General features: G+C 36.3%; 27 protein-coding genes, 2 pseudogenes and 1 other annotated feature (1 of these 30 running past the window's edge). Of the genes and pseudogenes, 9 read left to right on the top strand and 20 right to left on the bottom strand.

Going from position 1 to position 25,113, the window contains the following annotated elements; translation table 11 throughout:
* Positions 1-126, bottom strand: a binding site (T-box leader); it reaches 111 nt to the left of the window's first position.
* Positions 127-241: 115 nt separating this feature from the next.
* A complete protein-coding gene (locus tag PECL_RS07330; protein ID WP_014215941.1) occupies positions 242-586 on the top strand; it encodes a hypothetical protein in 345 nt (114 codons plus the stop codon).
* A 387-nt stretch (positions 587-973) separates the two neighbouring features.
* Here the strand turns inward: PECL_RS07330 and PECL_RS07335 are convergent, their stop codons facing one another.
* Positions 974-1,585: a TetR/AcrR family transcriptional regulator gene (locus tag PECL_RS07335; RefSeq protein ID WP_014215942.1), complete on the bottom strand. Its 612-nt coding sequence runs from the start codon at positions 1,583-1,585 to the stop codon at positions 974-976.
* A 99-nt stretch (positions 1,586-1,684) separates the two neighbouring features.
* Here PECL_RS07335 and PECL_RS07340 point away from each other — a divergent pair, with 99 nt between their 5' ends.
* Positions 1,685-2,623, top strand: coding sequence for an amidohydrolase family protein (locus PECL_RS07340; protein WP_014215943.1), 939 nt, complete (start codon positions 1,685-1,687; stop codon positions 2,621-2,623).
* Positions 2,624-2,694: 71 nt separating this feature from the next.
* Here PECL_RS07340 and PECL_RS07345 read toward each other — a convergent pair.
* The 8 genes and pseudogenes from PECL_RS07345 to PECL_RS07380 all read right to left on the bottom strand — a co-directional run bounded on the left by PECL_RS07345 (position 2,695) and on the right by PECL_RS07380 (position 9,935).
* Positions 2,695-4,608 (bottom strand): annotated as a pseudogene (locus tag PECL_RS07345) (fructose-1,6-bisphosphatase).
* Between the two features lie 198 nt (positions 4,609-4,806).
* Entirely contained in the window at positions 4,807-5,292 is a 486-nt protein-coding gene (locus PECL_RS07350; RefSeq protein WP_014215944.1) for an S-ribosylhomocysteine lyase, read from the bottom strand.
* A 70-nt stretch (positions 5,293-5,362) separates the two neighbouring features.
* Positions 5,363-6,553 carry a MalY/PatB family protein gene (locus tag PECL_RS07355; RefSeq protein ID WP_014215945.1) on the bottom strand — a complete coding sequence of 397 codons (1,191 nt, stop codon included), beginning with the start codon at positions 6,551-6,553 and terminating at the stop codon, positions 5,363-5,365.
* Complete coding sequence (locus tag PECL_RS07360; protein WP_014215946.1) at positions 6,553-7,047, bottom strand: isochorismatase family protein; 495 nt, start codon at positions 7,045-7,047, stop codon at positions 6,553-6,555. The genes PECL_RS07355 and PECL_RS07360 overlap by 1 nt, the downstream gene beginning before the upstream one ends.
* 30 nt (positions 7,048-7,077) lie before the next feature.
* Entirely contained in the window at positions 7,078-7,941 is an 864-nt protein-coding gene (locus tag PECL_RS07365) for a DegV family protein (protein WP_014215947.1), read from the bottom strand.
* Positions 7,942-8,070: 129 nt separating this feature from the next.
* A complete protein-coding gene (locus PECL_RS07370) occupies positions 8,071-8,406 on the bottom strand; it encodes a type II toxin-antitoxin system PemK/MazF family toxin (protein WP_014215948.1) in 336 nt (111 codons plus the stop codon).
* 18 nt (positions 8,407-8,424) lie between these two features.
* Positions 8,425-8,685, bottom strand: coding sequence for an AbrB/MazE/SpoVT family DNA-binding domain-containing protein (locus tag PECL_RS07375; protein ID WP_014215949.1), 261 nt, complete (start codon positions 8,683-8,685; stop codon positions 8,425-8,427).
* A gap of 101 nt (positions 8,686-8,786) precedes the next feature.
* Positions 8,787-9,935: a YhgE/Pip domain-containing protein gene (locus tag PECL_RS07380; protein WP_014215950.1), complete on the bottom strand. Its 1,149-nt coding sequence runs from the start codon at positions 9,933-9,935 to the stop codon at positions 8,787-8,789.
* 139 nt (positions 9,936-10,074) lie between these two features.
* On the opposite strand from PECL_RS07380, the gene PECL_RS09765 reads away from it, so the two are divergent.
* Positions 10,075-10,671, top strand: a complete 597-nt coding sequence (locus tag PECL_RS09765) for a TetR/AcrR family transcriptional regulator (RefSeq protein ID WP_014215951.1) — start codon at positions 10,075-10,077, stop codon at positions 10,669-10,671.
* A gap of 645 nt (positions 10,672-11,316) precedes the next feature.
* On the opposite strand, the gene PECL_RS07390 is transcribed toward PECL_RS09765, so the two are convergent.
* From PECL_RS07390 to ndk, 6 genes are all read right to left on the bottom strand, one after another.
* Entirely contained in the window at positions 11,317-12,498 is a 1,182-nt protein-coding gene (locus PECL_RS07390) for a GNAT family N-acetyltransferase (protein WP_014215953.1), read from the bottom strand.
* Between the two features lie 16 nt (positions 12,499-12,514).
* Complete coding sequence (locus PECL_RS07395; RefSeq protein WP_014215954.1) at positions 12,515-12,703, bottom strand: hypothetical protein; 189 nt, start codon at positions 12,701-12,703, stop codon at positions 12,515-12,517.
* Complete coding sequence (locus tag PECL_RS07400) at positions 12,703-13,941, bottom strand: PTS sugar transporter subunit IIC (protein ID WP_041534654.1); 1,239 nt, start codon at positions 13,939-13,941, stop codon at positions 12,703-12,705. Before PECL_RS07400 ends, PECL_RS07395 begins: the two co-directional genes overlap by 1 nt.
* Before the next feature lie 368 nt (positions 13,942-14,309).
* Positions 14,310-16,433: an AAA family ATPase gene (locus PECL_RS07405; protein WP_014215956.1), complete on the bottom strand. Its 2,124-nt coding sequence runs from the start codon at positions 16,431-16,433 to the stop codon at positions 14,310-14,312.
* Positions 16,434-16,489: 56 nt separating this feature from the next.
* Positions 16,490-16,714, bottom strand: a complete 225-nt coding sequence (locus PECL_RS07410; RefSeq protein ID WP_014215957.1) for a transcriptional regulator — start codon at positions 16,712-16,714, stop codon at positions 16,490-16,492.
* 138 nt (positions 16,715-16,852) lie between these two features.
* Positions 16,853-17,278, bottom strand: coding sequence for a nucleoside-diphosphate kinase (gene ndk / locus PECL_RS07415; RefSeq protein ID WP_041534655.1), 426 nt, complete (start codon positions 17,276-17,278; stop codon positions 16,853-16,855).
* Between the two features lie 200 nt (positions 17,279-17,478).
* On the opposite strand from ndk, the gene PECL_RS07420 reads away from it, so the two are divergent.
* The 4 genes from PECL_RS07420 to PECL_RS10245 are packed head-to-tail and all read left to right on the top strand — an operon-like array spanning position 17,479 to position 19,258.
* Positions 17,479-17,934 carry a MarR family winged helix-turn-helix transcriptional regulator gene (locus PECL_RS07420; RefSeq protein ID WP_014215959.1) on the top strand — a complete coding sequence of 152 codons (456 nt, stop codon included), beginning with the start codon at positions 17,479-17,481 and terminating at the stop codon, positions 17,932-17,934.
* A gap of 47 nt (positions 17,935-17,981) precedes the next feature.
* Entirely contained in the window at positions 17,982-18,392 is a 411-nt protein-coding gene (locus tag PECL_RS07425; protein WP_014215960.1) for a peptide deformylase, read from the top strand.
* Between the two features lie 9 nt (positions 18,393-18,401).
* Positions 18,402-19,082, top strand: coding sequence for an NAD(P)H-dependent oxidoreductase (locus tag PECL_RS07430; RefSeq protein ID WP_014215961.1), 681 nt, complete (start codon positions 18,402-18,404; stop codon positions 19,080-19,082).
* Complete coding sequence (locus PECL_RS10245; protein WP_014215962.1) at positions 19,082-19,258, top strand: hypothetical protein; 177 nt, start codon at positions 19,082-19,084, stop codon at positions 19,256-19,258. Before PECL_RS07430 ends, PECL_RS10245 begins: the two co-directional genes overlap by 1 nt.
* Before the next feature lie 17 nt (positions 19,259-19,275).
* On the opposite strand, the gene PECL_RS07435 is transcribed toward PECL_RS10245, so the two are convergent.
* The gene (locus PECL_RS07435) at positions 19,276-20,085 is read right to left on the bottom strand and encodes a Cof-type HAD-IIB family hydrolase (protein ID WP_041534656.1); all 810 of its coding nucleotides are present in this window, start codon (positions 20,083-20,085) and stop codon (positions 19,276-19,278) included.
* 109 nt (positions 20,086-20,194) lie between these two features.
* Here PECL_RS07435 and PECL_RS07440 point away from each other — a divergent pair, with 109 nt between their 5' ends.
* Both PECL_RS07440 and PECL_RS07445 read left to right on the top strand, forming a co-directional pair.
* Positions 20,195-21,331 carry a baeRF6 domain-containing protein gene (locus PECL_RS07440; RefSeq protein ID WP_014215964.1) on the top strand — a complete coding sequence of 379 codons (1,137 nt, stop codon included), beginning with the start codon at positions 20,195-20,197 and terminating at the stop codon, positions 21,329-21,331.
* 28 nt (positions 21,332-21,359) lie between these two features.
* Positions 21,360-21,615: pseudogene (locus PECL_RS07445) on the top strand (GlsB/YeaQ/YmgE family stress response membrane protein).
* A gap of 121 nt (positions 21,616-21,736) precedes the next feature.
* On the opposite strand, the gene tenA reads toward PECL_RS07445, so the two are convergent.
* The 4 genes from tenA to PECL_RS07465 form a co-directional block, all read right to left on the bottom strand.
* Entirely contained in the window at positions 21,737-22,405 is a 669-nt protein-coding gene (tenA, locus tag PECL_RS07450; RefSeq protein ID WP_014215967.1) for a thiaminase II, read from the bottom strand.
* An 80-nt stretch (positions 22,406-22,485) separates the two neighbouring features.
* Complete coding sequence (locus PECL_RS07455; protein WP_014215968.1) at positions 22,486-23,157, bottom strand: energy-coupling factor transporter transmembrane component T family protein; 672 nt, start codon at positions 23,155-23,157, stop codon at positions 22,486-22,488.
* Positions 23,141-24,559, bottom strand: coding sequence for an ABC transporter ATP-binding protein (locus PECL_RS07460; RefSeq protein ID WP_014215969.1), 1,419 nt, complete (start codon positions 24,557-24,559; stop codon positions 23,141-23,143). Before PECL_RS07460 ends, PECL_RS07455 begins: the two co-directional genes overlap by 17 nt.
* Position 24,560: 1 nt before the next feature.
* On the bottom strand, positions 24,561-25,112 hold the full coding sequence (locus tag PECL_RS07465) for an ECF transporter S component (protein WP_014215970.1): 552 nt from the start codon (positions 25,110-25,112) through the stop codon (positions 24,561-24,563).
* Position 25,113: the final 1 nt, after the last annotated feature.

A 25,113-nucleotide genomic window follows, 5' to 3' on the forward strand; every position in this document is an offset into this window, starting at 1 on the left:
TCCAACCAGCGTGAACCAGTTAGCTTTCTCTGAGCTCATCTTCATCAGTCTTCTCAATATCCGGTCTCACCATTCGGACTCTCTTTATCAGAGTTAACTAATTACTCTTCTCATCTTCGTTTTAATTAGATTAAAGTTAAATGTTGATTAGAGTATACAAACTAGTTTCTGCTTTGTCAAATTAATTTTTCAAAATTCTATGCTACAATTTTAAATAAATAATTAAAACGAGGTCATCATCATGAATATTGGTCCCCTATCCGAGTGGGTTACCGCAATCGCCGAAACAATCGCCGTTTGCGTGGCACTTTTTTTACCAATGATTACGCAATCCCGCGAAAGGCATCGTCGTGAGATTAAATTTAAACGCATGATTACAAAATTAACAAACGAAACTTTAGCTGGAGATGACGAAGCTAGACAAGAACTAGCTTCATTCCTTCGTATTTCTTTATACATAGTACAATCTTCCAAAGAAGACGATATTATGGATATTGGTTCTCGCATTAACGATATCCTCAGCAAGCCTAACCTTGAACCCACTGATAAAAAGCATATTCAAGAACTTTTAACACAACTGTCCTAAACAATATGAATAATGGATTTCAATTAAGCTCAGTGAGCGCTGTTTTCAAACCATTTTCAATGTATTTTGTCGCGCCATCTTACTTTTGAAAACACTGTAGTTAAGATACAAATCAGTCTCACTTTGCATTATTGGCCCATAATTACCAACCTGGGTTTCTTAAGGGTATCTTTGTAATCTTGGCATACCCATGTAGAAACATTAATACAATATTTCAAAGGCTTGGAATGCTCTGCCAATAATGTGCACTTTATTAAATCCCTTTTCCCTCAATAAAATTCATCAATGTATTCATTGATCTCACGTCTAATTCTTAAAGCCCCGCAACCTGTTTTGAAATTATATTACGCGTGTGCATTGAAAATTCGAGTGTCCTGTCTTCGCAAATCATTCTATATGATGAATGTTTTTAATTAAATCGTTTGCCAATGTATATCTAGATGTTGTAATAATTTCAGCCACTTTTTCTGGGCTTTCTGGATTTTTCTTGGAGACCCAATATTGAATAATTGTTAAAATATCACTAAAGAAAATTCGCATCACATAATCTGTTGGAATTTCTTTATAAAACTCCATGTTTTCAGAATCCTCATCGAGCGTCTCAAATAAAATCTGTACAAATTCACTTTCCATTTTATTAGCAAAATTAGCATCGCCATTCATACTGAGCAATACTTGATAACTTTCAAAATCATCCCTAATAATTCTCATCATTTCAAGAAAAATTGGATATATAATTCTAGCGCTCGCACTTTGAGAAGTTAATTTAATTGCTTCTTTCAGTTTTTGATTTCCTTCAATTTCAAATTTACTCAGCAAATAATTTTCAAACTTCTGCACTAAGTCATCCTTTCCCTTAAAGTATAAGTAGAAGGTTGCCCTACTAATTTCTGCTAACCTGACTAACTCTGTAACTTCAATCTGGTTAAGTGGTTTTATCTTAATTAATTTTACCAATGCCCCATAAATCGCAATTTGTGACTTCGTATTATTCTTCATAATAAACTTCCAACTGCTTTCTAAACACATTTTAAAATCTGTATATAAACAAATATATCTTTTACCTCTAAAATGTTCCTTAAAACAAGGAGGCAAAATATGTATACTAATAAAATTGATTTTCACACCCATTATCTACCACAAAGTTACAAAAATGCATTAAAGAAGCATATTCCTGGGGATCCTGATGGATGGCCTACTCCCGACACGTGGACGATAGCGACCACTCTGGAGTTCATGCAACAAAACGGAATTAATTATTCGGTTTTATCTCTTTCATCACCCCATATCAATTTTGGTAACCGGGAAGAAACATTTGAATTAGCCCATGATGCTAATTTACAAGGTTACCAACTTTACCAACAACATCCTGACAAGTTAGGATTTCTTGCTACCTTACCAATACCATATGAGGAAGATTCGATTGAAGAGTACCAAAATGCTACTGAAAATTATGGTGCGTTAGGGGTAACTGTTCCCACCAACAGTCGCGGCGTATATTTTGGAACGCCTTTATTAGAGAACTTATACAAGAAATTAAATAAGGACAACGCAATCGTTGCTTTGCATCCTAACGAACCCTCAATTTTACCAAAAAATGTTGATATTGATCTTCCGGCTCCGTTGCTCGGATTCTTCATGGATACTACAATGACATTTGTAAATCTACTGCAACATCATTTCTTTGAAAAGTATCCAGATATTCGTTTAATCATACCTCATGCCGGTGCGTTTCTAGGAATTCTAGATGATCGAATTGCACAATTTATGAAGGTCAAATATCAAGTTGACGTATACGAAATCATGCAACAAGTTTATTTTGATCTAGCTGGCGCTGTGTTGCCACGCCAATTACCAACTATTCTCAGTCTTGCAAATGAATCACATATTCTTTACGGAAGTGATATTCCTTATACCCCTCTTAATGGAGCAAACCAACTGCGTGTCGCATTAGAAAACTCAAAGCAAATTTCAAAAGCTCAAAAGCAGAAGTTCTTTACAGATAATGCTAAAGAACTCTTGACTATGGCTAAATAAAATATTCACAATAAAAAACGCTGAACTTTAACCAGTACATGTCTGATTTTCTGTCTTCAGCGTTTTTTTGTTTAGATCTTCTTCCCATTTTCTAGCAAATACTTCAAATCATCAATTTGTCCCTTTAGTTCAGTACCAATAGTAGTATCAGCAATTTTCCGTCGTGGTAAATCACGATCAATAATCCGCTTCAAACTAGTAGATTGGGTCTTTGATTTATATAGATCTTCCACACCTTTAAAGGGCATATGGGTTACGATCTGAAACCCAAAAGAATTGTTAATCAACGTATAACCGGCAATTCCAGTTTCTTTACGGTATGCTTTTGACAATCCGCCATCAATCACGATAATTTGACCACCACCTTTTATTGGTGATTCCCCTTTTCCCGCTTTAACTGGTGTATGTCCATTAATAATATAGCTAGTACGTTTGTCTAGTCCAAACTTATTCAAAATGTAGTACGCCGTTGATAACTGATTACGTAATCTAAAATAGGGATTGTCACCTTCTACATGTGTTTTCTCATCACTAATAAAATACCGTTCAAATGTCTTCATTGCATTTCGACCAAACAATGGTGATTTTTTTCCAATCCAGCAGTACCATATCAAATCTGTATCGTCGTTTTCAGATCCACCTTGTTTGGCAACAGCAGCCCGAATGTGATGTTCAAAAAAGTTTAATAATTCTTTACCTTCGTACTTTTTGCCGTGATATTTAAAATTATCAAAATCTCCGTCTTCTGTCAGTGGAATACAACCATGATATAAAAGATTATTATTGTAAATCAAATACATGCTTCCCTTTTCTAAAATAAAATTCATGTGAACTTTTATTTTGGGTGAGTGACGGAAAGAATAGCTTAAGATTTGCATTACTTGACGTTCTTCATCTGTTAGTTCAGAAGGGTGCACAGGATCTACAGTCTGAAAACAAGGATGTTCTAAATTATAACTTTGGGAATTCAACTGAATTTTTCCACTTTGGACTTGATCTAAAAAGAATCGATCATTCATCTCAAAATCTGGTTGCCGCTTGATAATCTGCCCTTCCAATTTAAACTGGATTGTAATTAGCGCCTGATGTACTTTTGATAATAGATCTAAATCCTTTTGTGTAAAATCTCCCGCCTTAGGATAAAAATAAGGATCCGCATCATAATGTTGATCAGCAAAGGTAAACAGCGGCCGTAAATTAATTCCATATTCTCTCTCTAAATCAAAAATATAACCATAACGAGTTGCGATTCGAAAAAGAGTCGCAATACAAGCTTATGATCCAGCAAAACCACCTACCCACAATACATCATGATTTCCCCACTGGAAATCTAGTGAATGCGCATTTTCAAGTAGTTCTAACACTTTATTAGAATTTTTCCCTCGATCGAAAACATCACCTACAATGTGGATATGGTCAATCACTAACTTTTGGATTGTTTCTGCCAAACTCTGAATGAAGTCCTGAGCACGATTCAATTCGATTACCTTACTAATAATCTGTTCATAATATTTTTGTTTATTTTTGGGATTTCCTTCGACGTAAAGTAATTCCTCAATGATATACGCATATTTTGGGGGCAAGCTTTTTCGTACTTTTGAACGTGAATATTTGCTAGCACAATATTGTGTTACCTCAATCAAATGTGAAATCATTGTAAAATACCATTTGGTTAAATCTTCTGGTCGTAATTTTAACTGTATTTTTTCTAGCGCATACTTTGGATAAGCAATAATAAAATTTAACTCAGTTTTATCATTGTCATCCATTTCTGGAAAACGTAAATTAATCTTTTCACTAATAATACCAGCACCTGTTTTTAAAATGTGATTTAGGCCGTCGTACTCTCCGTGAATATCACTAACAAAATATTCGGTCCCTTTTGGAAGATTTAAAATTGCCTCCAAGTTGACGATTTCTGTGACAACCTCATCTTCATCATTAAACTCTTTTCTTAGTTCATCAAAATATTTTTCTTTGTACATTGGTACATACCCCTTTTAGGTAAAATTACAAATCGATAACTTGATAATAGCACAAATTAAACCGCTTACAAAAACTTCCAAACCTCAATATATTAGTGACGTATTTACAGTTTTTCGGCGTCCGTCAAAAAATACTCCATGACACTAGATCAACATCTAACATCGTGGAGTACTTATTTATACACATTATTAATACTTCTAAATCACGTTACGTTCAAAAGGCTGATCGCTAATTCCCTCTGATAAAATCTTCTTAGACCATTCTTTAGCAGAGAATAGTGAATGATCACGATAATTTCCGCAACTATAAATATCGGTTCCTGGTACGTCTTCCCACTTAATATCGTTGGCGATTGCTTCAAGCGAACTCTTTAACGCCTTGGCAACTTCAGTTGTAGAATGTTCGCCCCATGTAATCAAATGGAAACCAGTTCGGCAACCAAATGGTGAACAATCAATAACACCATCCATACGATCGCGTAATAAACCTGCTAATAAATGTTCAATTGTGTGTAATCCGGCCGTTGGAATTGCATTCTCGTTTGGTTGAACTAAGCGTAAGTCAAAGTTAGAAATTTTGTCTCCCTTTGATCCCTCTTCAACCGTGATCAAACGCACATATGGTGCCTTAACCTTAGTATGATCTAATTCAAAACTTTCAACTTCTGTTTCAATTTTTGCCATTTATATGTACCTTCCTTTCAATCAACTCTTTCTCATTGTAATACGTTTTCCTCAAAAAGCGAATGTTTTACTATTTACGATACTGGCCAGCAAATTTGACGATATTCTGCACAGCATTTTCTATGAATTGTGGTTCTGTTGCCAAGTTCAGTCGAATACAACCAAGCTTATCTTCACCAAACCATTCGCCGTAATCAACCGCAATTCCAACTTTATCTTGAACAAATTGTCTTACTTGTTCAGGTGCAACTAGTCCCCTCAAATCTACCCAGAGTAAATACGTCCCTTGTAAATCTGCTACTTTAATTTCTGGTACATTTGCTGCCAATTGATTTTTAACATACTGATAGTTGGTCCTGATAACTTCAAGAACTGCTTCAAGCCATTCTTCGCCATCTCGATAAGCAGCCTCAGCAGCTATTTGGCCTAAAATACTCTCATCAGTATGATTAAATCGATTCTTTCCAATCTTAAACTGTTCTCGAATTTTTTCATTCGGAATTATGACATGTGAATTAAGTAAACCGGCCATGTTAAATGTTTTGGAGGGGGAAGTAACCACAATTAAATCATTATGAAACTTTTCATCTTCAACACTGAGTGCCGAAATAAACTTACGCTTTCCAATTTCAATATCCTGATGAATTTCATCAGAGACAACCAAAACATGATGCTTCCGACAAATTTCGAGGACTGTAGCAAGTTCTTTTTCGGTCCAAATTCTTCCAACTGGATTATGTGGTGAGCACTGGATAAATAATTTAACATCGTTTTCAACGATTTTACGTTCAATATCTGCAAAATCCATGTTGAACTGGCCATCTTCTTCAACCAACTGTGAAGCAATTAGTCTTCTGCCGTTATCCTTAATTGCGTCATGGAATGGGTAATAAACTGGCGTTAAAATAAGCACAGCGTCGTTGGGTTGCGTAAAGGTATTAACTAACGTATACAATGAAGAAACCACCCCATTATCAAAGAGTAGCCATTCTGATTCTAATCTGATATTATGGCGTTTCTTTTGCCAAGCCTGATATGTTTTAAAGTATCCCTCCGGTACCACCGAATAACCGTAAACATTATTTTCAACACGTTTTTTTAGTGCTTCCGTGGCTGCTTTGGGCTCCTTAAACTCCATATCTGCGACCCACATTGGTGTTAAATCTGCATTCCCAAAACGTTCTTCTAGTGCATCCCACTTTAAAGAACTAGTGTTATGGCGATCAACCGCGTACTTTGAAATGAATTCTTCCTGCTCCATCAAATCTCCTCCTTAACGGTCGCAAAACGTCCATCCCACATATTGGCATAATATGAATTTGTTGTAGCGGCGTCTATAAACTCATTGTCAACTGTGGTGTACGCATCCCGATAAATTTCAATTGGATATTCTCGGTCATGTGCAATCCGAATTGTTGTATCTATGCAATATTGAGTCTGTGCTCCACATACTTCTAAATCTGTGACGGCCAATCGATTCAAAACATCCTGCAAGCGAGTTCGATAGAATGAATTAGGATGTGTCTTTGCCACTACAATGTCATCATCTTTAACGTTCAGCATCGAATCGAATTGCCATCCATTACTGCCTCGGATCAGCTCTTCATCCTCGTGTTGAATAAAGATCAATGCACTGGAATCGTCCTTACGATACCGACTAATCCGCTCATTAATTTTTCGAATAATTTGGTCATGTTGATAAGCCTCCTTAACAACATCCGTTTGAACATCAATGACTAACAATGCTTTTTTCATTAATCCCACGCCCCCGTAGTTTAAATAACTTTACGTCAATGATTTCCAATCACGTTCCCAAATCAAGGCCATTGTTTTTTCTCCGGTATGAACGCTAATAGCAGGTCCCAAATGGCGCTGATCAAAACGAACATTTGGAAATTCCTGTTGCAATTCTTCCAACCATTTATCAGATAATTCCGCATAGTTTGCATCCAAAATGGTTCCCAAAACAGGATAGTCGTTCTCTTCTAAAGTCTTCCTCAAATCTGACTTAATCACTCCGAATGCTCTCTTCATTGTGCGTTCTCTTCCAACTGCCACAATTTTTCCGTCTTCAAAAGTTAGCATCGGTTTAATTCTTAATAGGTTTCCAATAATCGCAGAACGGTTACTTAATCGACCTGTTCGTGTTAAGTGTTTTAAATCATCTACTACGAAATCAACGTTTAATGTCTCCGTTAACCTAGCCAACTGGGGCATAATCTCATTAGCATGTTTCCCATCCAAAACCATTGTTGCTGCTAACAAACACAAATCTGCTTCGCCGGCTGCGGCAATTGTAGAATCATATGGATATACCTTAATCTTATTGTACGTTTTTAAGAAACCCTCCAAGGAATCAAGAAACGATGTTATTCCCTTGGAAAGATGAATTGAGATAACCTCATCGTATCCTTCGTCCGCAAGTTGATTATATAATTCTTCCGCAGCTCCAATTGAAACCTGTGCGGTCGTTGGTAACGCCGACTCATTTCGCATGTAGTCAAAGAAAGTTTCCGCATCTAATTCTTCGGTTTCCTTATATTGACTATCACCCATGATAACTGTCAAAGGTAGAACTCTAATATTATATTTTTTGATCTCTTCTGGTTTTAAATAGGCTCCAGTATCCGTTACAATTGCTGTTTTCATATTTCTTTTCCCATTCTTCCCACTAGTTGGTTTGATTATATCGCAAATCAGGGCTCAACAAAATAATGTATGAAGTAAACCATCAGTGCCTCAAGTAGTATAAATGCTTCAGTTCCTTAAATTGAAAAATTAATCCGTCATATCGGCTACGATTGAATCAACCTCATCTAAAATATGTTTACCACAATTTCCAACTAGTTTTAAATGGCGAGCCATTAAATCAATCGAAATCAACTGATCAACCATTATTACACCCCTAATATTATCCGTTTTATTATCGATTCGAACGTGTAGCGGATAATTTTTGTCGTGTGATGTTATCGGTATAACCACAGCAAACCCACTAACAGTTTGTGCTTCTTGATTAGTCCATACTAAGGCAGGACGATACCCTTTTTGTTCGTGACCTTTAGAAGGATTAAAATTCATAAGAACAATATCCCCTCTTTTAAAAGTTTGAAACATTCTAATTCTCCTCCGGTTTTAAAAAAGTTCTCTTCCTTGTGATGTACCTTTTTCAATAACTCTATCCTGATCTTCTAAGTATTCTTGATAATCATAGTCTTCAAACCTTTTCATCAAATTGGACTTACTAATATTTTTTTCAATAATCAATTTTTGACCCTCTACTTTCATATTTAGTTCAATATCATCAAACTTTGTGATTCCGATTTGCTTCAAAATATCTTTTGAAATTCGGATTCCTTGTGAGTTTCCCCACTTAGATAATTTCGCTAAAACCATGTCATTACTCCTAATTTTTATTTACTTAAGTATATACAAGTATATACTATGTTGACAATTAAAAAGCATACCCTAATTTGGTATGCTCCCTAATTTTATGTTTAGTCATCCAATTCCCCGTTTACAAAGGTTCTTCTGGGTGAAAAGATTTCTGAAAAAATCACTACTAATCCAACGCTCATTACAATTAACAGACCACTAACCGAATTATTCCATAAATGTTGTCCATAATACAGAATCCCTCTTGAGCCATCAAACAAGAACCTCATTGGAAGCCATGGTGTTACCCAAACCCTGTAAAAATGTGGGATCATCTGTGGCGCCAATTGCATAAGTGGTGCTGAGAAGAATAACAATATACCAAATATGGCAACGCCTGGTACGCCAAGCCATGATACGAATCCTAGTATCAGCATGATAAAAGCAAATCCAGCAATTGATAGGAACCACCCCACTGTAACCGGAGTCGGTAGATTGTAGCCCAAAATCCACTCCGAATACACGGTTGTCAAAAATCCCATCGTTATCGCTAATAATGCTGCTACCGATACTTGACCCAACTTAAACCATGCTAGATGTTTCCTTGATTTAAACTCACGCCCTTTTCCTGCGTAGAATAACATCAATGCAGAAACTAGGCTTGCAATCCAAATTGGTTGGAAAAATCCTGAACTGGCGGTCATAAGATGTTTAGTCGAATGGACTGTTTCCGTCTTTTCTGTAACGATATTCATCATTTTTGCTGAAGTCTCTGCGGGCAACTTAACCTGTGCAATCGCTAGTTGTTTAAACATTTGTGCTTGTACTTCACCATTAATCTTTCCTACCATTGTTGTAAGCAAGGTGCTCACTGAACCTGCTAAGGTTGGATTTACACCTTGATTAATAACAATCTTCAACTGTGTTCCATCACTTTTATTCTGTAGGACACCAGCGATATCTTTCGTAAAATTCTTAGGTACTACAATTGTTGCATAATACTCTTGTTGATTCATACCCTTACGAGCCGAATCCTCATCCTTTTTATATGTCCAATCAACTGTTGGAGTATTCTCATTGGTACTCTTTTTTGCTCCAGTTATCTTTGAAAAAATAGTCTTACCCATTTTCCCCTGATCAAGATTTACTACCGCAATTGGAATATTTTTAGGAACGGGGTTAGCAGACGGAATCTGCGTTACCACAAAAAATAAAGTTAAAAATATTGCTGCTGCAAATGCTAATACAAAAAATTTGTTTTTCTTAAACATTTCTCTTTCCTCCTATTTTTAAACACCGTGTTTAAACACACTATTTAATTTTGGAACCATAAACAGTATAATCAGGGTAGAAGAAAAATGGTATGGACAAAACTAAACAAAATGTTCAATTTTCATATGGAGGTATATTTTGGTTTACGAAAAGAAATCTACAGAAACAAAAAACGCCATTAAAATGGCGTTACTAAGTATTCTAGAGGAAAAACCTTTCTCATCAATTTCAATTAATGATATTGCAACCGCTGCGCATATCAATCGCGGAACTTTCTATTATCACTATGCAGACAAGTTCGAATTGATTGAAAATATCGAGAATGATTTTTTTAATGAATTAAATAATGTCCACGATGCAATTTTAGCAAAAAGTTCTGCCAACCCGCTCAAAGACTTTGAGAGCTATCGTTTCTTACCAGACTTTTTTGGGCTAGTTGAGAATAACTCGTATGTGCTTAAGCAATTACTGGGTGCAAACGGTGACCCGATGTTTGAGCGACATATAAGAAACAATCTTAAAAATATTATTTCAGAGTCTATTGAAACCACTGATATCAGCAAACATTCCCAACAAACCACTTTAGTTTTTGACTTCATCACATCAGCTTGTTTGACAGTTATTAATTTTTGGCTAGAACACCCTGAAATTTCAAAGGAATCAATCATTACAACTCTCACAATGTTGCTCACACAGGGACCAGTTAATACATTGCTAGATAATAATGAACTTTAGGTGTTAATACTTTCACTACTATCTTAGTTATTTACAAACTCAACTTATACTTAGTTGAGCGACCCTGACCTACTACCTCAATTTTTTCTTGATCACGCAGCTTGCGTAAAGCCCTCTCAATGGATTTTTGACTATACTGAGGAACCAATTGTATTAATTCTGACTTTGCTAAAGGACAAAGTTGATCCGATAAGGCTCAAATAATTAGTTGTTCAGCGTTAATATTTATTCCCCACACTTGGTAATTCAATACTTGACGAGCTAGCATTCCTCAAAAGCTATTCAGGTTGCTCCACTCTCTATCTGAAACGAGTTACTCAACCCAGCTTCTTCCGGTTAGCCAAAAATAAGAACTATGACCTAACCCGTCATAATTCTTATTTCCTGCTGCCAGTTCCTATGAGACGGGTTGCGTCCATAGGAATGGTCAACGTATGAGTATCTTGGTTTTGTGCAACAAAACCTACTTTACTTGCCGAGTTAGTAATCCTCAAAAGCTATTCGGGTTGCTCCACTCTCTATCTGAAATGAGTTACTCAACCCAGCTTTCTGCGGATAACCAAGAACGGAGCCTTGACCTAACCCGTCAAAGCTCCGTTCTCTGTTATTCCTCAAAAGCTATTCGGGTTGCTCCACTCTCTTTTTTTAAAAATAATCCCACAACATTGGTACTTCTTTTCTTAATGCCCGATCCAGTTCATTAATTGCTTCAAAGCTACCATTAATTTGCCCTAAACGTGATTGTCGCATTGCACTTCTGTATCCCATCAGAACCTTTGTTGCCGTCTGAATATTCATTTTGATATCTGCCATGTTTTGATAATTGTTGCTTAGCTTTTCAAAATTGGTGCCATTACTGCTAACTCGTAATCGCCAAATACCATTATTCTGTGTAATCATATCATCTTGAATCGCAATCCGAATGCTGTGAACCTTTTGCACAAATGGATAATCGTTTACAAACTTCTTCAAATCAATAATTCTTGCCATCATGTACGGCTTTATTCTTACATCGATCGCTTCCGGATTATTTAATATGTCTGGATAGCCGTTTGGATCCCCACTCTTATATTCGAAATTAAAATACATTGACTCATGTTGGCAAATAAAACTCATAATACTCTGGTAGCTAGCATGATTTGTATACATCAATTCTTGAATATGAAAAGTTTCGTTTGAGCCTTCATATATTACGTAACTAGCTGCACTTTCATTTTCCAAATAAACACCGACCATCCAGTCAGGATGCTTCAAGGTAAGATAGTTCCACCACCAATCCTCTCGCACTAATCCAGCATTACGCGTTTGAATATTTTCATCGTAGACTTCTTTAATCTGTTTAATGGCATCCTTCAATGGTAAACGTTTTATAACTCCGTCATTGCTTTCAACCCTTATTCGAGGCAGATCCGTATTTTTCACTTGATACTCTGCTCGATCAAACACTTCTTCATAACCAAAGCGGCGGTAAAAGTCGTAAGAAAACGGAGCTAAATATGAAAGAGAAACACCTTCTTGTAGCATGTCTTCAAAAGCACTTTTCATCAACGCAGTTATTGCTCCGCGTCCTCCAAATTCGGGGTAACTCATCACATCGCAAATACCATTCATTTTATATTTAACACCATGAAAATTAATTTTCATCGGAATACTTAGCATTCCACTACCTAAACTGTTATCCTGCCTTATCCCGTAAGCCAAAGAGTGGTTAAACCGATCATCAAAGAACTGACGACGTTCCTTACTATCCTTATTTGTAAATGCATATAAGTATAATTGATAAAAATCACTTAAATCTGCCTTTGTTAATCGGTCTACTTCCCACATAAAAAATCGCTCCAGTTTATTTCATATTTTTTCTGACACTTTTTGTAAATAAAATTCCTAAAACAAGAAAAATCACCATTCCAACACTACTTACTAAAATGTCACTAGTTTGTTTTGTAACATCACTATCAGTAATCGTAATAGCCAATATTCCAATAAAGATGGCCCCAAGAATACCGTATTTAAAAAGACTCTTCATATTCATTAGTTTTCACCTTTTTGTTCATCAATCACCATTTGCTTCTCAGCAGTCTTAAAGAATGGGTAATAAGCAGCACCAGCAATAACAAGTTCAATCGCTGACCATACTCCTGCGCGCCAATCCCAACCGGTTGCCATTAACGGTCCAATAATTGGTGGCATTGTCCATGGCACCATCGTTACTGCGGGACGAATCCAATTAATGGCCATTAAAATGTATGTCAAAACCACTAAAATTTGTGGGAGTATTATGAACGGAATCATTGTGATTGGATTCATAACGATTGGGAACCCAAAGATAACTGGCTCATTAATTTCAAACAGGGCACTTGGAAAGGCCACTCGTCCTAAACTACGATAGGTTTCACTCTTAGATGATAACATCCAGAAAACAAGCATAATGGTTGCTCCAGTACCACCGACATTAACAAACAAACTCGAAAAACCAGATGAAGTGATATACGGAATCGCCTGATGATGAGCATATGCGAGCCCATTAGCGGTTAAGAATTGCAGAAAAATCGGATCCGAAATACCTTCAAGTGTCATATCACCATGGATACCACCAACCCACAATAAGCTGACCAATAAAGTATAGAACATAATTCCTGGAAGACTATTCATCGCAAATAGTAAGGGATGAAAAATACTTTGAATGAATAAGTTAATATCAAAATGAAGTGGTACTCGCAATGTCCAGAAGAATAGCAAAACAATAAAACCTGGAATTAATGAAACAAAAGAATGGCTAACTGCCGCAGGAACACCAGCGGGTAACTTAATAACCCAATTACGCTTTACAAAGAGGTTCAAAATCAAAACAGATATAAAAGCACAAATAATTGCTGTAAATAACCCCGAAGACGCAAAATTGGTTGTATCAAGTGTTAGTTTACTGCTAAAGGATGCAACAACGAATGCCATTGTCGAGAGTCCAGCACCATTAATTGCATCCAATTCTAATGATTTAGCCAGCTCATAACCAATCCCAATCGCTGCAAGTAACGAAATAATTCCAAAAGAACCGTTAACAGCAACTCCAATTGCATTCATATATGGTTTCATAAAATTAGTCCAAGCTGGAATTGGAATATTACCAATAATCAAGAATACTGAACCACTAATTACTGCTGGTAAAGTCATAACTAACCCATTACGAACAGACACTAAATACTTGTTATTTCCTACTTTAGCAAGGGGTGGCATCAAAACATTTTGAATCCAGTTCATAAACTTATCCATAATTAACAAGCCTCCTATATATTTATAACAATTTAAGTATATGCGGAGTTATCAGCTATGTAAACCCTTACATTATTGTTTTTTACACATTTTTGGTATTCTATGTGATATTTTTTACATTTTTAATTATTGGTCTATTCCATTTCAATACAAATAATTAACATTTGAATTATCGTTTACACGGACTTTTCGTAAAGACATTTCTACAGAGCACATTTAGGCCATCTTTTCTAACTATAAATTTCATGAAAGTTATCTAATTTGCTTATATAAAAAAGAGACTGACTAAAGACCCTTGCTTTAAGCTAAGATCTTTAAACAGTCCCTCTTACTTAATTTTTAAAATAAACCTAAACCACTCGTATTACTTATTTTTCCGAAATCACAATCTGATCCTCAACCAAATCGGCCTTCAAATCCTTTGCATCCAAGTGATCAAGGTAGAAATCAGTTACCTTATCACGGATCTCTTGTTCAATAACTCGACGAAGTGGACGTGCTCCCATTGCCTCATCGTAGCCTTGATCAATCAGCCAATCTTTTGCATCACTCGAAACCTCAAGCTTGATACCCTTCTTATCCAAAGTTCTATTAACATCATCGATCATCAGGTCAACAATCTGATGTAAATCATCTTTGGTAAGGTGGCTGAACTCAACAATTCCGTTGAAACGATTCAAGAATTCTGGGCGGAAGTATGGTGCTAGTTTATCCATTAAGCTCTTATCTTTGCCATCATTACCAGTGATACTCTCGTTACCAAATCCGGCGTTAGATGTCGCAATAATAATCGTGTTCTTAAAATCAACCACGTTTCCTTGTCCATCTGTTAAACGTCCATCATCCATAACTTGCAATAATAATGTTAGAACTTGTGGATTTGCCTTTTCAATCTCGTCTAATAGTACTATTGAATATGGATTACGACGAACTCGCTCGGTTAAAGTATTAGAGTTGTCTTCGTAACCAACATATCCAGCTGTAGTACCAATTAGCTTAGAAACTGCAGTTGTATCTGTATATTCACTCATATCGAGTCGGACAATTGCATCTTTACTACCAAACATGTCAAGTGCCAACTGTTTAGCAAGCTCTGTCTTACCGACACCAGTTGGTCCAACAAATAGGAAACTACCAATTGGTCGGTTGCCTTCATCAAAACCAGCTCGATTACGGCGAATTGCCTTCGCAACCATATCAACTGCTTCGTCTTGACCAATTACTTTACCCTTCAATCGGTCATTTATCTTCTTCAAGCGTTCAATATCACTCGCACCCATTTGAGAAACTGGAATTCCTGTCAATCTTTCAACAGAATCAGCAACATCCGAGGCCGTTGCAACTGGTCGTTCTTCCTTAGTTGCTTCATCTAATTTCTTCTGAATACGAATCATCTTAGTTTTAGCTGTTGCAGCACCTTCATAATCCTCTTTTTCGGCTGCCTCGTCTTTTTCCTTTTCAGCTTCTTTTAATTCTGCTTCCAAGCTAACCTTGTCTGTAACTGGATGTTGAGCTGCTAAATGTGCTGCAGTCATATCCAATAAATCAATCGCTTTATCTGGTAAAGAGCGTTGTGGAATATATTGAATTGAATAATCAACTGCCGCTTTTAAAACGTCATCTGGTAATTCAACGCGATGATGTTCTTGATATAATTTGCGAATTCCTTTCAAAATTGCAAATGTATCATCGGCACTTGGTGCGTTCACTGTTACGTCATTAAAACGACGAGCCAGCGCAGCGTTCTTCATAATTGTGTTACGGTACTCATCTTGAGTTGTTGCACCAATTACACTGATTTCGCCACGGCTCAATGCTGGTTTAATAATATCAGCCATACCTTTGCCGCCGTCTTCTCCACCAGTAGAACCGGCACCCAAGATTTGATGAATTTCGTCAAAGAATAAAATTACATTTCCAGCTTTTTTAACTTCTTTGATCAAGTTTTGAATATTTTCTTCAAAAGCACCACGGAACTGTGTACCAGCTTCTAATGAAGAAATATCAATTGAATAAATCTCCTTGCCCTTAATTGCAGCTGGTACATCACCGCTGATGATCGATTGAGCCAAGCCCTCAACAACCGCGGTCTTACCGACACCAGCGTCTCCAACAAGAATTGGATTATTCTTCGTGCGTCGACTCAAAATCTCAGCTGTTTCTTGGATTTCCTTATTCCTTCCAATAACAGGATCAAGTAATCCCTTGCGAGCTTCATCAGTTAAATTGCGGCCCAAACGTGCTAGAATTCCTTTTTCATTTACAGCTTGTCCTTGTTGTCCATTCTGCTGTTGAGCTTGTTCACCATTGCCACTTGGTATTTTGCCAGTTTGACGATACTGTGCAAACTCCTCAGGCGTTAACTCCTGTCCATTAACTAAATAACGTGATTCTGAGTTGATACCGTTCATTCTTCCCATTAGTTGATTAAAAATATCATCCATGTTGCGATCAAATGGATCATTTGAAAAATTATTGTTATTGTTAGCCATCGTAAAAATCCCCCTTTTATACTCTTAGCTGTCTTGTGTTTAGTTATCCGTTTAAACTACAAATCCATAAAATGCGATTCCAATTCACGTAACACTTCCCACATTTGAAGATGCTGGGCGCGTGCCAAAGCATCCAAATCTCGGATGTTCAGTGGCGTAGCACTCGTCTGTTGTTTGTTAAACGACTTATGCAACGTTGTGTAACCATAACCACTACGCTTCGCCACTTCATAAATCGTCAACCCGTTTTTACTTAAATAGGTTTTAATGTCAATGTTCATAAGACTTCCCCGCCTCCTCGATTATTAATATAGCACATATGTGAATGTTTTACAAATGTAAAGCATTCACATTTGTAAAATAATTTCCATATAAAAAAGCGACTAAAAAATTTCCTTCTAGTCGCTCACTATAATTAATTATTTTTCATCTGGAAACCAAATTTTAATTTCGCGTTCAGCACTCTCAATACTGTCTGAGCTGTGCACTACATTTTGGATTGGCCCATCTCCCCACCCACGGGCAAAATCTCCACGGATAGTTCCAGCCGGGGCCTCTGCTGGATCGGTTGGCCCTGTCATTTTTCGGATGCTTTCAACAACATCCGATCCCGATATTATCATTGCTACAATTGGTCCTGAAGTCATAAAATCCTCAATACCTGAATAAAATGATTTGCCTACTAATTGTTGATAATGAACTCGTAATTCTTCGGGTGATGCAGTTAAAGTCCGAATTGCTGTAATCTTAAAACGGCGGTTTTCAATCCTAGTAATCACATCACCAACATGCCCGCTTGCCACTCCATCAGGTTTTACTAACATTAAAGTACGTTCTTCAGTCATCAAAAATAGCCTCCTTTTTAATTTCGTATAATTATAACATTTCTAAATTTTAGCTTATACAAAAACAGAAAAGAGGTTATTTAATTTTACTAATTAATTTAGCATACAATGTCTAAAAAGATCATACTATTGCGTTTCGCAAAACAAATCCTTTTTCTATTTTTAAATTACTGGTAATATATATTCAAGGAGAAAATATAATGAATGATATGCAGTACACTGAAATTTATAATTTACTAAAACGCATCAATAGAGATACTCAAATTAATCGTTTGTCCGAATTTATTGGAGGTCGTATCAATGATAATGTGTTAACCCATCTTCAGGATCGATTAACACATAATGACCTAGACATCCTTTCTACAATCGGCAAAGATGAACTTACTGTTAGTGAAGTTGTTGATCAAATGGCAATCTCACAGGGTGGAACATCCCGTCGTATTAATCATTTAGAACGTTTAGACCTATTATCCAAATTTCACAAGGCTCCTAACCGTAAATCCGTTTTCTTAAAATTAACAACAAACGGTCTGATACTCGCCAACGCCCACAATGAATTGCACCAAGCTTTACGGCAAGAAGCGTTTGAGTCTGTCTCTGATTTTTCAGATCAAGATATCAACACTGTTATTAAATTCCTAAAACGACTAAGTTAACTTGTTTACGCTATAATATTCAACATACTATTTTAAGAGGTAAAAACATGATTCATTCAATCAATAAAGACATTACGATTTTAAAACGTAAGTCATCGCCTGCAAATAGGCAGAATCAGGTAACAGTTCAAGACCTAACCGAAACGTTGGAAGCAAATCGCGAAATATGTGCTGGTATGGCTGCTAACATGATTGGTATAAATAAGCGAATCATAGCTATCCAGATGGGGCCCTTTAGCGTTCCGATGATCAACCCAATCATTACAAAAAAAGAGGACATGTACCAAACCCAGGAGGGATGTTTATCCCTCACGGGGCAACGGTCAACTCAACGTTTCAAAAAAATTAGCATTACCTACTTGGATTCACAATGGCAGCAGCATTCCCAAGAATTTACCGACTGGACGGCGCAAGTTATTCAACACGAAATTGATCACTGCAACGGTATTCTTATCTAAGGAGACATCTTGAAAACACTAATTTTAATAGCACATCCAGAAATTGAAAATTCAACAACTCAAAAATTTTTCCAAACATCTTTAGTTAATTTTGAAAACATTACCTACCATCCAATATCAATTCCTATCAATATTGAAGAGGAACAGCAATTGTTGCGGTCAAACGATCGGATCATTCTTCAGTTCCCTCTTTTTTGGTACAGCGCCCCTGCACTTTTAAAAACCTGGCAAGACACGGTATTGTCAACCTCTTTTATCAACAGGGCGAGCTTAAAAGGTAAAGAACTTGGTATCGTAGTAACCACCGGCAGTGCAAAAAAAGATTTTGGTGCGGGTAATCCTGAAAGATTTACCATTTCAGAAATACTTCGGCCTTATGAAGCGATGGCAAATAAGGCAATGATGTCTTATCTTCCACCATTGCCAGTTTATCAATTCTTATATATGAAACCCATCAACCAACAACGTTTACTAGTTGATTATCAACAATACGTTACTAACCCTAATTTTTCGCATTTTAACGGTCAAGTTAGTTGGTTTAAAAAGCAAATTCAGAAAAAAATTACCACACAGGATTCCAAGAATACTTCTACTTTGGAAACTATTTTAGATACAATTTCTCAAAACCAGGAAGAACTAGATGACTTGCGATGGAATTTAGATCAGATAAAAAAGGACGATGATAACTAATGGATACAACCGAATGGTTACAACAGCAAATTAAAGAGCTTGAAGAACAAGCTGATGAGTATATTGATAAAGCCTTTTGGGTTGCACTAAACGATATGGTTATTGAACAAGCTAAGCGAATCGAACAAGCTCAAGGAGAACTAGATGGTCGTATGTGGAGTACTGGTAAGTGGTAACACCTATCTGGTCACTCCTATTTAGATTGCGTTAATCTTTGAACACCACTAATTATTCCGTTCGCATTATTCGAATCTGTCACAAACTCCGCATATTCTTTTACTTCGTCCGTAGCATTTTCCATTGCAATCGGATGTCCTACCACTTTAAACATTTCAATATCATTTTCTCCATCTCCAAATGCCGCCAGTTCATTTGTTTTCAATTGATCACGTTGTTTTAAATACTCGATTGCATTTCGTTTGATAGCCTTGGCATTCGTGATTTCGTAATATTCAATACCAGTTGATTTTGTTGCAATCTCCGCAATATTTAACGCATTAATTGCCTTTACCATCTTTTCTCTAACATCTGCATCAAAAGAAATCAACATAATCTTAAACATTTCAGTGTTTTCCGTTTTAAAGTCATCGAAGTTCACAAGTGTTGGGGTTTGATGTGTAATACTCGTCTCATATTCAATTCCCCTATCTATTCTTTCAGCAAACCATTCGTTTTTTGTATACCAACATAATGACACACTCGGAAATTCCTTTCGCACTAACTTAATAATCCGTACTGCATCCCTTGTTTCAAGAGGAATCGACTTGATCTCCTCCATTTGATTATTTTGTGAAGGTTTATAAATCAAGCCACCATTAAACGAAAATTGCTCATCAACCAGGTTCAATTCTTCAATTGCAAACTGCATTTCTAATGGTGCCCTAGCTGACACCAGAGTGATGGGAATATCTAATCCATTCAAAAAAGTCCTCGTTTCAGAACTAATACTTCCATCCGATTGTAAAAGCGTGTTGTCCATATCAAGAAAAATGTGTTTAATCATTGCAGTCCCTCCGTTATTCAATGTCTAGTATACAGTAATGCATAAATCTTGAAACCCTTTCCATTTTACTGTTAACATTACTTATAGATACAATAAGGAGGAAATGCTCATGGAAATTACTTACCCTAAGCCTTTAACGGAAATACTAAATACAACTTCTGATACTCCATTTATTTCAATCTATATGCCCGTTGAAAAAAATCAATCGGCAGATAAGTCACAGATTTCATTAAAAAACCTCGGAAAGCATGCCATCGAGGTTCTACAAGATGTTTGGCCCAATACAAGTATCGAAAATTACAAACAAATTCTAAATAAATATGTAACAGATAGTTCATTTTGGACAGATTTTTCAGATCGCGGTTTTGCCTTAATAACAAATGGACATGAAACGTTTACCCAGTCAATTGATACATCAGTTCCTGAAATTGCAATGGCAACTAATATGCCAATGATATTACCCCTGCTTAATGATGAGCAACATGAGTTTGATTTTGACTTATTAGCTTTAAACGCAGACCGAATTGAATGTTACTCTTTCATTAATGGTGAATTGGCTGTTTACGATCTACCAGAAGATGCACCAACAACTTTAAAAGGAACATTGGGCAGTGAATTACGGGGCGGTGAATTAAACTCAGTATCCGTTGGTCAGAATGTTAGTGTCCACGGACATAACGAAACTTCTACGGAAAAACAAATTGATCAAGAACGCTTTTATCAAGCAGTTGATAAATATATTGAGGAATATGTTTCTCAGGAATCCAAACACGAATTGCTATTATTTGGGTTGCCACAAAATATTGCCGTATTCCGTAAGATAAGTAAAAACGCGTCGCTTTCGCTCGACTATCAAATTGAAACTAGTCCCGCTGACTTATCAATTTCGGAAATTGATAACGTTTTGAAACCTATCGCCAAACAGTATAAAGAAAGTAAATATGATAAAAGTTTGCGTCGTATCAGTGATGCCAAAAGCAAATCATTACTTTCTTATTTCTTAGACGAAATTATTAGTGCTATCCAAAACGGACAAGTTGATACTCTCTATATCCAGCAAGACGCACGCATTAATGGTATTTTACAAGACGACTCTGTTATCACTAATACAAAACAGGCCAAACACAATAATTTACTGAATGATCTCGCAGATCTTACTATTGTCCACAACGGTAAAGTTAGACAGTTACCCGATGACAAATTAAGTGAACCGGTAGTTGCTGTATTACGTTACAAGGACATATAATACACAGAACCGGAAGGAATTATTATGCTTGGCTGGTTTATGGTCATTAATCGTTGGGGGGTATCATTGGAGTCATTGCAGGTGCAGTTACCAGCAAAAACGTTCCAGGCAGTTGGCTTGGTAATATTGTTGCTGGGCTCATTGGTAGTTGGCTTGGTCAAACCATGCTAGGATCCTGGGGACCATATCTAGCTGGCATAGCACTTGTCCCGTCAATTTTAGGAGCTGTTATTTTAGTTTTAGTTGCTTCATTTTTTCTATCCCGTTCTGCCAAAAATAGATAGTCCATTTATTCAAAAAGCAGGAACCAAGTTAAGTGATGTTAAATGCCACTTAAAACTCGGTCCCTGTTTTTAATATTGGTAATAACTATGCAAGATTTTTCCATGATAGCTTTCTTCAAAATTAATTACTATTTTTAAAATGCCAATCTTTTTGATAGAATGCTTGCTCCCAAAACTCCCATTCCAACTCACAGCTTTTCAAAAATCGTTGCTCCACTTGGTCCAACTCCTCATCAGAATATTTACCAGCTTCACGATCAATCATTGTAAACATTTGTTCGACTGAATCATCTTCTCCATAAAATTCAATCCAATTTTTGAAGGGATTTAATGTACTATTCGCATTTTCACTTATCATTTTTTTGCCAATTTCGTTGTAAGTCCATGGACATGGTGCCAGTGCTGCCAAGACGTCTATTAAATCACCTGTCCGCATTGCATTGTACATATGTTCATTATATAAATACGTCATGGGAGCTTGATCCGCACGTTGGTGTTCCTCATATTTTTCTCCTGCAACATCACAAAAGATTTGATGTGCTAAGACTTCATCATCAAGCGTAAAACCAAGTTGTTGATAAAAAAAGCGCATATCGTCTCTAGATGCACACTTTTGAATCGCCCCTGCGTATACTTTTGCAAAAGCAGTTAAATAGTTAAAATCCTGTTCAACATAAAACACCAGTGCCTTATTAGGTACTTTCCCCGCAGCTATTCCCGTTACAAAAGGATGATTCTCAATCCTATTTAAAATACCGGTCGCATTATTCTTTAAGCGTTCTGAAAACATACTCTTCCTCCGTTTGCGAGCGAGACATTTCTCGCATTTTTGCTACTTAGTTAGAAAAATTAGTTATGTCCTAGTCACCCTTACCACGGCCGTATCCCAAATGCACCATAACCATAACTAATAATCAATATTAACCCAATTAACCATTGAATAATGGGAATCTTGTACGCCCTTATTCTCGTTCTTGGAGCCCCTTCCGTGAAACCATTAGATGTCATCGCTTCAGCTATATCATTAGACCAGCTCAGTGCTACGACAATACACTTAAAATAGAGTTTTGGACTCCACACGTAATAATTTTGTCCCTTCAAACGGGCAGCATAGCGAATTTTTTTAAACTCATTTTTTAACCTATAAAATAGATTAAACACAGCCAAAAAGCCGTATATAAAAGTTGAGGGGATTTTCAAATTTTGTTGAGTACTAAATAAAATATCGGGTACTGTATTAGTTAAAGTCAGCATACAACCCAACACTAGATATGCATACAAACGGATCGAATATATCAGTGCATTATGAACGTTGTCACCCGTACTAAACGCCAAAAAAGACCAGGCCGTTCCAATTGCTAACGGCAAACTCACTAGTATCGCAATTAGCAGATAGTTTAATTTTTGACGATGTACAAGAACATATATTAATCCAACAACGATAACAATCAGATTCATATAAACACTTTTCGTAAAAGCAATTTGAAATCCCACTCCTAAAACAATTAAGATTTCAACCGATGGATCAAGTATTTTTCTCATTACCATTGTCCCTAAACTCAATTTTTTTATTTTTTAGTATTAATTCATAGTCAACCTGATCTATAACCCCAGTTCGTTGGTGTGAAACTATCAAAAAGCTTATGTTTAACGCCTGTTTTACTTCATTAATCAATTTCATTAATTCTTGAATTGAATCATAATCTAATCCAGCAAAAGGTTCATCTAATAACTGGACATCTTGAGCCATTATTAACATCGAAAGTACTTGAACTTTCTTCTGTTGTCCACCTGATATTTGATATACGATACCATTATCATATATTGAATCAACATTAAGTTGCTTCAGCGCCTGTTGAATTCGTGTATCCGTCCAATAGTCAGCCCTCAAACTATTTTTCTTAGCAATTTCGATTTCGTCTTTAACAGATATTTCCACAAACTGGTCACTACTATTTTGAAAAATTAATGCCAACCTTTTAGCCCATTGACGTTGCTTAATTTTTTTAATGTTTTTTCCTGCATACGTTATGGAACCTGTGTATTTACTTTGCTGTGATAAAGCATTTAGAAAACTTGATTTACCAACGCCGTTTTCCCCTGACAATATTCCAACTTTTCCTTTTGGCAGAAACAATGAAGTATGAACAAGTAACTTTTTTCTAGGAACTTCCATACTTAATTGGTCCCAGTTCAACATGAATTCCTTTTGAACAGGCTTCATTTTGATCGATTTCAGTTTTGGAACATTCGCAAAGATTCCCTTATCAGCCTGCACAATTTTTTTATCCTTGATAGCATAAACATAATCCGCCAGTTCACCATAACCAGCCCAATCATGATCAGATAAAATAATTGTTTTATGCTGACTAGTCTGTAATTTTTTCAAAACTTCCAAAATTTTAACTTTTGAATCACTGTCAATATTAGCAAAGGGTTCATCTAACAAAATAATCTCACTGTCCATCGCTAGAATTGTTGCCAATGCTACTTTTTGCTGTTCTCCACCTGATAAGGTCTGTATTATTTCATTAGATAAATTCATAATACCTACTCTATTTAGTGATTCTTCAACCTTTTTTTTAATTGTACCTTTATCCACCTGTAAATTTTCCAGTGCAAATGAAAGCTGTTCAGAAACCGTTCGCATTGTAAATTGTCGACTAGGATTTTGAAATAAAACTGCGGTTTTTTTAGCACGAATATTAGGTTCAATTTGATCAATCAATTCACCATCTAAATTGACACTTCCGCCAACTCGAATTCCGCCAAACATAGGATATAATCCGGCCATATTTTTCAATAAGGTTGATTTTCCAGTCCCTGAACTACCGACTAGTAAATTAAACGTTCCCTCATTTGGTTGGAAATCCACTGATTCTAAAACCGTTTCGCCGTTCTCTTTATATTTAAAAGTTAAATTATTTACCCTTAAATTTGCCATGCTATCCCATAATTCCCGACTTGTTTACCATTTTCTGAATCTGATAAACCAAAAAGCCTGCAAAAAAGCCAACTGAAATGAATCTAATAATTAATAAACTTATTAACAAACCAAAGCTATACGCACTATACCCACTCTGGAAATAATCCCAACCAAATGTGACAACCGTTGCTATGATTGAGGATAACAGTAGGCCTAATTTATTCCAATTTTTATAGCCCGTTACCGCAAATCCTAATTCACTACCAATTCCTTGGACAAATCCAGATATTAAATCCGAGGCACCCCAACTTGAGAACAACAACATTTCAACAATGGCTGCTAATACCTCTGCAATTGTTGTTGCACCAGCTTTTTTTAGTAACACACCAGCAAGTGGTCCTGCCATTAACCAGACTCCTAAGGTCATATCAGAGGCAAACGGTTTAAGTGGTGTCGCAGCCAAACCGTAATATGCAAAACTCCAAAGCTCATATATCAAACCAAACAAAACTCCAATAATTGCTAGAAAAACAACATCTTTTAGTCTAAATCCCTTATTTTTATTCTCCATT

This window comes from Pediococcus claussenii ATCC BAA-344 (genome assembly GCF_000237995.1).
Taxonomy (GTDB): domain Bacteria; phylum Bacillota; class Bacilli; order Lactobacillales; family Lactobacillaceae; genus Pediococcus; species Pediococcus claussenii.